The 7,154-nt window shown below is 71.8% G+C and carries 7 protein-coding genes and 1 pseudogene; 1 reads left to right on the top strand and 7 read right to left on the bottom strand.

The features are described 5' to 3' along the window. The 4 genes and pseudogenes from DKT69_RS35375 to DKT69_RS35360 all read right to left on the bottom strand — a co-directional run. A pseudogene (locus DKT69_RS35375) lies at positions 1–239 on the bottom strand (AAA family ATPase); the annotation flags it as partial. Positions 240–504: 265 nt separating this feature from the next. Then, positions 505–807 carry a hypothetical protein gene (locus DKT69_RS35370; RefSeq protein ID WP_109805720.1) on the bottom strand — a complete coding sequence of 101 codons (303 nt, stop codon included), beginning with the start codon at positions 805–807 and terminating at the stop codon, positions 505–507. Between the two features lie 43 nt (positions 808–850). Then, the gene (locus tag DKT69_RS35365) at positions 851–1,942 is read right to left on the bottom strand and encodes a DUF4314 domain-containing protein (RefSeq protein ID WP_109805719.1); all 1,092 of its coding nucleotides are present in this window, start codon (positions 1,940–1,942) and stop codon (positions 851–853) included. Further along, positions 1,939–2,751 carry a hypothetical protein gene (locus DKT69_RS35360; RefSeq protein WP_109805718.1) on the bottom strand — a complete coding sequence of 271 codons (813 nt, stop codon included), beginning with the start codon at positions 2,749–2,751 and terminating at the stop codon, positions 1,939–1,941. Before DKT69_RS35360 ends, DKT69_RS35365 begins: the two co-directional genes overlap by 4 nt. 338 nt (positions 2,752–3,089) lie before the next feature. Between DKT69_RS35360 and DKT69_RS35355 the strand changes: the two genes are divergently transcribed. Continuing rightward, a complete protein-coding gene (locus tag DKT69_RS35355; protein ID WP_109805717.1) occupies positions 3,090–3,929 on the top strand; it encodes a M55 family metallopeptidase in 840 nt (279 codons plus the stop codon). A 265-nt stretch (positions 3,930–4,194) separates the two neighbouring features. Here DKT69_RS35355 and DKT69_RS35350 read toward each other — a convergent pair whose 3' ends face one another. The 3 genes from DKT69_RS35350 to DKT69_RS40460 all read right to left on the bottom strand — a co-directional run bounded on the left by DKT69_RS35350 (position 4,195) and on the right by DKT69_RS40460 (position 7,084). Beyond that, entirely contained in the window at positions 4,195–5,301 is a 1,107-nt protein-coding gene (locus DKT69_RS35350; RefSeq protein WP_438361908.1) for a C40 family peptidase, read from the bottom strand. Continuing rightward, entirely contained in the window at positions 5,298–5,813 is a 516-nt protein-coding gene (locus DKT69_RS35345; protein WP_201750024.1) for a hypothetical protein, read from the bottom strand. Before DKT69_RS35345 ends, DKT69_RS35350 begins: the two co-directional genes overlap by 4 nt. 212 nt (positions 5,814–6,025) lie before the next feature. After that, on the bottom strand, positions 6,026–7,084 hold the full coding sequence (locus DKT69_RS40460) for a DUF6283 family protein (RefSeq protein ID WP_236648618.1): 1,059 nt from the start codon (positions 7,082–7,084) through the stop codon (positions 6,026–6,028). Between the last annotated feature and the right edge of the window lie 70 nt (positions 7,085–7,154).

Genomic DNA, 7,154 nt, shown 5'->3' with positions numbered 1-7,154 from the left:
GTGTAGTGGGTGGCATATCCGGCGGCGGCCATCTTCTTCAGCGCCTCGAACACGGCGCCGGAGGAGCGGGCAGCGATGGCGGCGGTGACCTCCCGGACCTTCAACCACTCGTCGGGCTGGCTGGCCAGGTAGGCGGCGACCTGCCGATAGAGGTAGCCGGGGCGGCGGTCTCCCGAGGAGGCCGTTGCGGTGGCCGGGTCGTCCGGGCGGGTGGGCGGTGCTTGGGCTGCAGGGTCCATGCTGCGTCTCCTGTCGTAGAGGTGTGGGCCCGCGCACCCGTCTCCGAGTGCGCGGGCGGTGGTGCGGTGTCCGCGCGGCGGAGACGGACGTTGGCGGACCGACCCCGTGGCAGGGACGGCCAGCAACCTCCGTGAGGTGCTCAAAAAGCAGCCCGAAGGGCTGCCGGTAGGCGGATGCCGGCGCCACCGGTCGGCGGGGCGACGACAAGGAACGCACCTGGCACCGGCTCGATCAAGTCGAGCGGGGATCAGGTGCCGGGGGTGGTTAGCGGCGGCGGAGGGTCACCTCGGCGGTCGGCCGTCGGGAGATCTGCAGGGTCAGGCCGAACACGCTGCCGTCGGACAGTTCCAGCCACACTCCCCGGTCGAGGGTGAGGACTGCGGCGTCGCGGTAGGTGCGGGCTGAGGTGATGTGGACCGGCTGCCCGTCGCTGTCGGTCAGCTGGGGTAGGTCGGCGTCGTCGCAGAGCCGGTCCAGCTCGTCGCTGGTGAGCAGGTGCCGCACCAGGGCCTGCAGGATCTCCTCGTGGGCGTAGTCGCCGAACTCGTCGACGATGTCATCGCGCATGGTGCTCCGATCAGGGTCATGAAGCGTGCGGAATGGAAGCGGGTCAGGACTCGGCAGCTGGCGCCGGGTCGACCGGGCCGGGGATGTCGCCGGCGATGCGGTCGCAGTCGTAGGGGTGCACCGGGATCCACGTCCAGGCCCAGCCCATGACGATGTACCGGCCGTCCGCGCTCGGGGCGATGCGCTGCACCGCCTCCGGGTCGCCGTGCACCCTGCTTTCGTCGACCTCGATGACGTCGCCGTCGAACCGCATCCGGGCCATCGACTCGTCCACGAGATCGTCCTGGTCGGTGCCGGTGACGCCCTCGGTGGCGAGGTGCTGCCGGTAGCGGTCGCGGGCGGCGTGCTGGTCGGCGACGATCGCCTCGGCCACCTGCCGGGTACAGGTGAACACCGCCCACCCGTTCCACGTGTCGACCAGCGTCCCGATGAACCCGACGAGGATGCGCATCTCACCCTCGGCGTTCGGTGTCCACGCCCAGTCCCCGGCGAACACGCCGGGCCCACCGATCCGCGCCTGCTTCGGGTGCAGGTGGCTCAGGTCGCGGTCGTCCCCGGTGGGGCTCAACACCACACGGCACTGCCGGGCGACCTCGTCGGTGACCGCGGCGTCGAAGCCGTCGCACCACGCCCACCGCGTCTGGTCGCAGCGGCCCGCGGTCAGGCCGTCCCACGCCGGCGCCCCGTCCGGTGCCGCCTCGGCATACCGGTCCCGGTCCTCGGCGACGGAGTATCGGTCGGCCGCGGGAAGGCCGTCGAGCACTGCCGGGTCGCCGTCGTCGACCGCGGTCAGGACCTGCCGGGCGGTCCCGGCGACGCTGCCGCGGGCCCGGCCGCCGACAGCGTCCTGGGCCCACCATTGCGCCGCTGCCCGGCCGGCGGTGGCCCCCGCGGCGCGCAGCGCGTCGAGTACCCGCCGCCAGTCAGCGTCCGACACGTCCTTGCCGGCGATGCGGCGGATGCGGTCACCGGCGTCGAGGACCATCGCCAGCCGAGAGCCGCTGTCCCAGTCGACGTCGACGATCCGCAGGTCGGGGTCGTAGCGGCGCACCGTGCCTTCGTCACCGGGGCGCAGCAGAGTGTGCGGGTCGGTGGTGTGCACGAGCGCCACCCGCTCGCCCGGCTGGTAGGTCATCGCCCCATCCCCTCGGCCGGGGCGGTCAGCAGCCGCCACGACCGGCCCGGCACGTCGGCCTCGAGCAGCAGGAGCCCGTCGGCGTCGCGGCGCAGCCGGTACGGTCGGGGCGCCCGCCGGTCGGCCCACATCAGGTCGAACTCCGTGCCGACGCTGCGCAGCCACGGCGCCTGCCGCCCGGGCTCGCCCTGCGTCGGGGTGGTGGGTGTGGTGGCGGCGGTGATCGCGTGGGCGGTGGCGTCCGTGAACCGGATGACCGCCGCGCCGTGCGGATGTGCCGCCAGGCAGACCTCGGCGTCCAGCCCGGCGCGGGCATCCGGCAGCCACAGGCGTGCGGTGTCCCAGCGGTGGCCGTGGTCGGTGTAGCCGCCACAGCCCACCACCCTGCCGGCCGATGCCGGGTCGAGCGGGTGCTGGCTGCGCCGCAGCCACCGGCTGTGACAGGTGGCCTCGTAGACCAGGACCGTGTCGGTGGCCACGTCGATCAGGTACATCCACTCGAGGTAGCCCTGCGCCGTCTCGTCGACACGGCCGCGGCGAATCCCGCCCTGCAGGTCGGTGGCGTAACCGACGCCAGCCACCGGCGGCCCGCCGTGCCGGCGGCTGGCACGGGTCACGGCGGGGTCGAGAGTGACCCAGTCGTGGCGCAGCAGCGCCTCCGTCATGGGAAGGGTGTGCCGGGCGAAGGTGTGCTGCCAGATGCGCCGCAGCGGCGGCATGATCGGCTTAGGATCGCCGCCCCAGTGCAACCAGCGGGCGGCGTAGGCGCCACCGGAACCGGTGACGCCGACGAGGGTGGAACAACTCACAATGGACCTCCATCAACGCAGCGGGAACCCCCGGCCCGGCGGGCCGGGGGTGCAAATCAGGGGTGGTCGGCCCGTTCGGGGGCCCTTGAAGCGCGGGTCAGGCAACTGGCGGAGTACTTGTATGCAAACTTGGTCGTATTCCAGGACCGGGTGAAAGATCGCACCGAGCTGACCGGGCCGGTCCGTCCGGCTTGGACCCTGCGATACGAAGATCGGCCCGGCGTTCAGCGACCGGTCGATCTCGATGACTGATGCGAGGTGGCGCGCGGTGGCCCGTCATGGACTGTCATTGAAGGTGGGCAGCTCCGTGTCGTGCGGGATGCCAGTACGGTGGTGCGATGACGACGGGGCTCACGGTGCTCATTTCGGCCGATTTGGAAGGGATCTCGGGAATCGTCCACGTCACCGAGACCAATCCGGGCGGATACGACTACGAGCGGTCTCGCAAGCTGATGACAGCCGAGGTCAACGCGGCCGTCGCCGGTGTGCTGGACGCGGAGCCTGACGCGGTCGTGCTGGTGGCGGACGCGCACGGGCCCTACCGGAACCTGCTGGTGGAGGAGCTCGACCAGCGTGCTCGATTAGTCCGCGGCAAGCCCCGCCCGCTCGGCATGATGGCCGGGCTCGACGCGGGCGCGGATGCGGTGCTGTTCGTCGGATACCACGCGCGGGCCGGTTCAGGACCGGCGGTGCTGGCACACACCATGAGCGATGCAGTGCTGGAGGTACGGCTCAATGGGCGGCCGGTGGGCGAGATCGGCCTCAACGCGGCCCTGGCTGGCCACTTCGGCGCGCCGGTGGTGTTGATCAGCGGCGACGATGCGGCTTGCGCCGAGCTGCGCGAATTCGTCCCCGGCGCGGTGACCGTCGAGGTCAAGCGCGCACTCGGTCAGGCTGCGGCGGACGTGCTGCACCCCGGCAAAGCGCAGGAGCGCCTTCGGCAAGCAGCCGGCCGGGCGGTACAGCAGCGCGGCCAGGTGCAGCCGCTGGTCCTGTCCGGGCCCGTCGAGGTCGAGGTCGATCTCTACGGTCCGTACACTGTGGATTTGGCGACCCTGGTTCCCGGATTCGCCCGTGCCCCTGGCGCGCGCACGGTGACGTTCACCTGCCGGGACATGGCCGAAGCGTACCGAGGAGTTCAGTTGCTTGTGCAGCTCGGCCAGATCAAGCCCGGCTGATTACGGCCGGGGGGACATTGCTGCTGAGAGGCCAGATTCAGTACGACAGAAGCTGGCAAACCGGCCCGGCAACCAGATTGAGTGAGACGCACGAGTGATCATGTCTCACTCAACCTGTCCCATCACAGGTCAGCTCGTTGGCCCAGGTCAGATCGAATGAGACGGACACCGACGCTTTTCCACATTCATGTCGCAAGCGACATTGGCCGCGACGCGATCTTGAGAAAGCGTCATCGAGGTTGAGAACCTACAGGTTTGGTTTCGGCTAGTTGACGATGCGGCGGACAGCGGCGAGCTGCGCGCGCCACGTGGACAGTCGGGTGATCTTGACGACGTCGCCGGTGTGCGGTGCCTGGACGATCAGCCCTTGGCCGAGGTACATCCCGACGTGGCCGGGCCGGCTGGTGCTGCCGCGGCTGCCCGGGATGAACAGCAGGTCACCCGGGCGCAGGTCGCGGTAGTCGGTGACCGGCTGGCCGGCGTGGACCTGTTCGCCGGTGGTGCGGGGGATGCTGACACCGGCGGCCCGGTAGGCCTGCTGCAGCAGCGACGAGCAGTCGCACTGCCGGGCGGGGACGCCGGAGTGCGCGGCGGTGCAGTCCCCGCCGAAGGTGTAGGGGGTGGCCAGCTGGGCCAGGGCCCAGCCGATCGCGGTGACCACCGGCAGCGGCGTGCCCGCCGGCAGGTTGAACCCGGGCGGTAGGGAGACCGGTGCGCCGCCGAATTGGCCGTCACCGCCGTCGAACAGACACAGCGGGTTGCTCATCGCCTGCTCCAGATCGCCTGCGATCGGGCCGGCCGCGGTGCCGCCGGTGAGGACACGGACCAGGGCGATCGCGTCGTTTTCCCACTTGGCGTAGGCGCCGGGGAAGGCGGAGCGCTGCACGGCCTGCGCGGCGTCGGTGAGCGGCATGCCCTGCCAGCCGTCGACCGTGAGCAGCGCGTTGTAGAACTTCCCGGCGGCGTAGCGGGGATCCTGGAGCTGGGCGGGGCTGCCCCAGCCCTGCGAGGGACGCTGCTGGAACAGCCCGACCGAGTCCCGGTCCCCGCCGGGCAGGTTCCGCAGGGTGGACTCCTGCATCGCGGTGGCCAGGGCGATGACCCAGCCGCGCGGCGGGACACCCTGCGCGGCGCCGACGGCGACGATGGTGGCGGCGTTGCCGACCTCCTCGCTGCTCCACCCGCCGACGCCGCTAGCTGGTGGGGACACGCTGACGGTGGGCAGCAGCGGCTGGCCGTCCGGCCCCACGGCCCGGTAGCAGGCAGCGGAGGCCGTACCGCCGCCGGTGAACAACGCGCCGATGCCGCCGGCACACAACACGAGCAGGGCGAGCACACCGGCGGCGACGGCGGCGAGGACGCGGCCGGTCACGGCACCACCCGCGGCGCGGGTACGCAGCAATGATGCGGGGCCAGGGAACGCGCGACGCCTCCCTGGCGCCGGGGTGAGGGGCCCACGGTGACGCAGGCGCCCAGATGGTAGCGGCCGGTAGGCTCACCGTCGCCGGTGTGCACGGCGACGGTGTCGGTGTCGGCGTCGATGAGGTAGATCCATGCCACGTCCAGGTGGACGGCCTGCGACAGGGGGAAGACGGTGATCGGATCCGGCGCCTCCACGGTGCCGTCCGGGGCAGCGGCGAGGGGCACGCCGACACCGGGCACCGCGCCGGCGACACCGGACGTGGTGGTGGAGTCGAGGTACTCCCAGTCGTGGGCCAGGACAGCGGCGAGGAGGACGTGGGTGTCCTGGTGGGCGTGGCCGGCCCAGATGTTGGCGAGGCCGCGGATGACGGCGGTGGGATAGCCGTCGAACAGCACGAACCGGGCGTGCACAAGATGCGGCTGGTGGGCGTTGGTGGCGCCGACGTAGCAGCGGGTGCTCACAAGCAACTCCTTCGAGTGTTCACGGCGGGACAGAGCGGGCGTGGCCACGGCGAGGCCGCGCGGATAAGGGCCAGCCGGGCGACGGGTGGCCTGTGGGGCAGGGCGGATGGCCACGCAAGCGATCGGTTGCGGGGCCATCCGCCGTTGACGGCCCGTGAGAGCGGCTCCCGTTGGGACAGGCGGGCTGGAGCCGGTGCGCCGGTCCGGCTAGGTCAGGGGGACTGCAGCGGCCAGATGGTCACCCGTGGCACTCCGGTCGCGTCCGCCAGCGCGGTCAGGTAGTCGTGCCAGATGGTGAGCCAGCGGGCGGGCAGGGTGGGGTCGAACTGGCGGGCGGTCACGTCGACGATGTGCCAGTCGGTGGAGTCGCTGCCCGGTTCGGCGAGCAGGACCGTGCGATGGATGAAGGCGACGACGCCGGCCTGCTCGTCCGCCCAGCCGGCCACGTCGACCACCTGCGCGGGATAGCCGCGCTGCCGCAGCCGCTCAGCGGTGGCGGGCGCCCAGGTGAGACAGTCCCCGTCGGCTGGCGCCGGGGGGACGGGCAGGTCGTGCACGACACCGGGCAACCGCCGTGCGGAGACCTTCGGATGCAGGCGGCTGATCGCCCGCCTGGCCTTCGCGTCTGGGTCGTCGATGCCGGCCATGCCGTGCTCCGCGGCCTCGAAGCCGGAGCCGAACAGCGGCACGGGGGAGACGTAGGCGCGGGTCGCCGTGACCTCCTCCGGAGGCATGCCGTGCAGGGCGGCCAGCCGCAGAGCGAGAAGGTTGTCGGTGTCGTGGCAGCCGGCCCAGCCCGCACACACCCTCCCATCGGCCTGGTGGCACAGGAACAGCCCGGCGGGTTGTAGTGCGGTCGGCTGGTCGTAGGCGGGCAGCTTGGCGTACTCGGAGGCGTCCCACACGCCGGAGGGCACGTCGCGGCGGTAGGGGCAGGTCCCGCACGGAGCCTTCGCCGGCCTGCGGGTGCCCGCCCCCTCGCTGATCACCGCGCGACGCGTGTCCGCGTCCGCTTCTGTTGTCCTCGGCGGTGGCCATGGTGCGGGCTTGGCGCGCCAGCCGAACACCGGGTCGGTGGTTTCCACGGATCCGCAGCGGGTGCAGCGAGCGTAGGTGTCTTCGCCGTAGCCGGCCATGGACGGCGCCTCGTTCTGGAAGACCTCGTCGACGGCTCCACAGATCTGGCAGCGTAGCGACGCGCCGTCCGGACCGGACACCTCGAAGATCGGCTCCTGCTGTTCGCTGTTGCGCCAGGGCTCCGGGCGGGTCACTGCAGGGTCCTTCCGGTGACGCGGGCGGTGGCGGCGAGGAGCGCGGCCAGTCCGGGCGCGGTGGCGGGGG

Origin of the sequence: Micromonospora sicca (genome assembly GCF_003172935.1) — a bacterium.
GTDB lineage: Bacteria > Actinomycetota > Actinomycetes > Mycobacteriales > Micromonosporaceae > Micromonospora > Micromonospora sicca.
The sequence above is the reverse complement of the archived record's forward strand: the minus strand, read 5'-3'. Positions and strand labels throughout refer to the sequence as shown.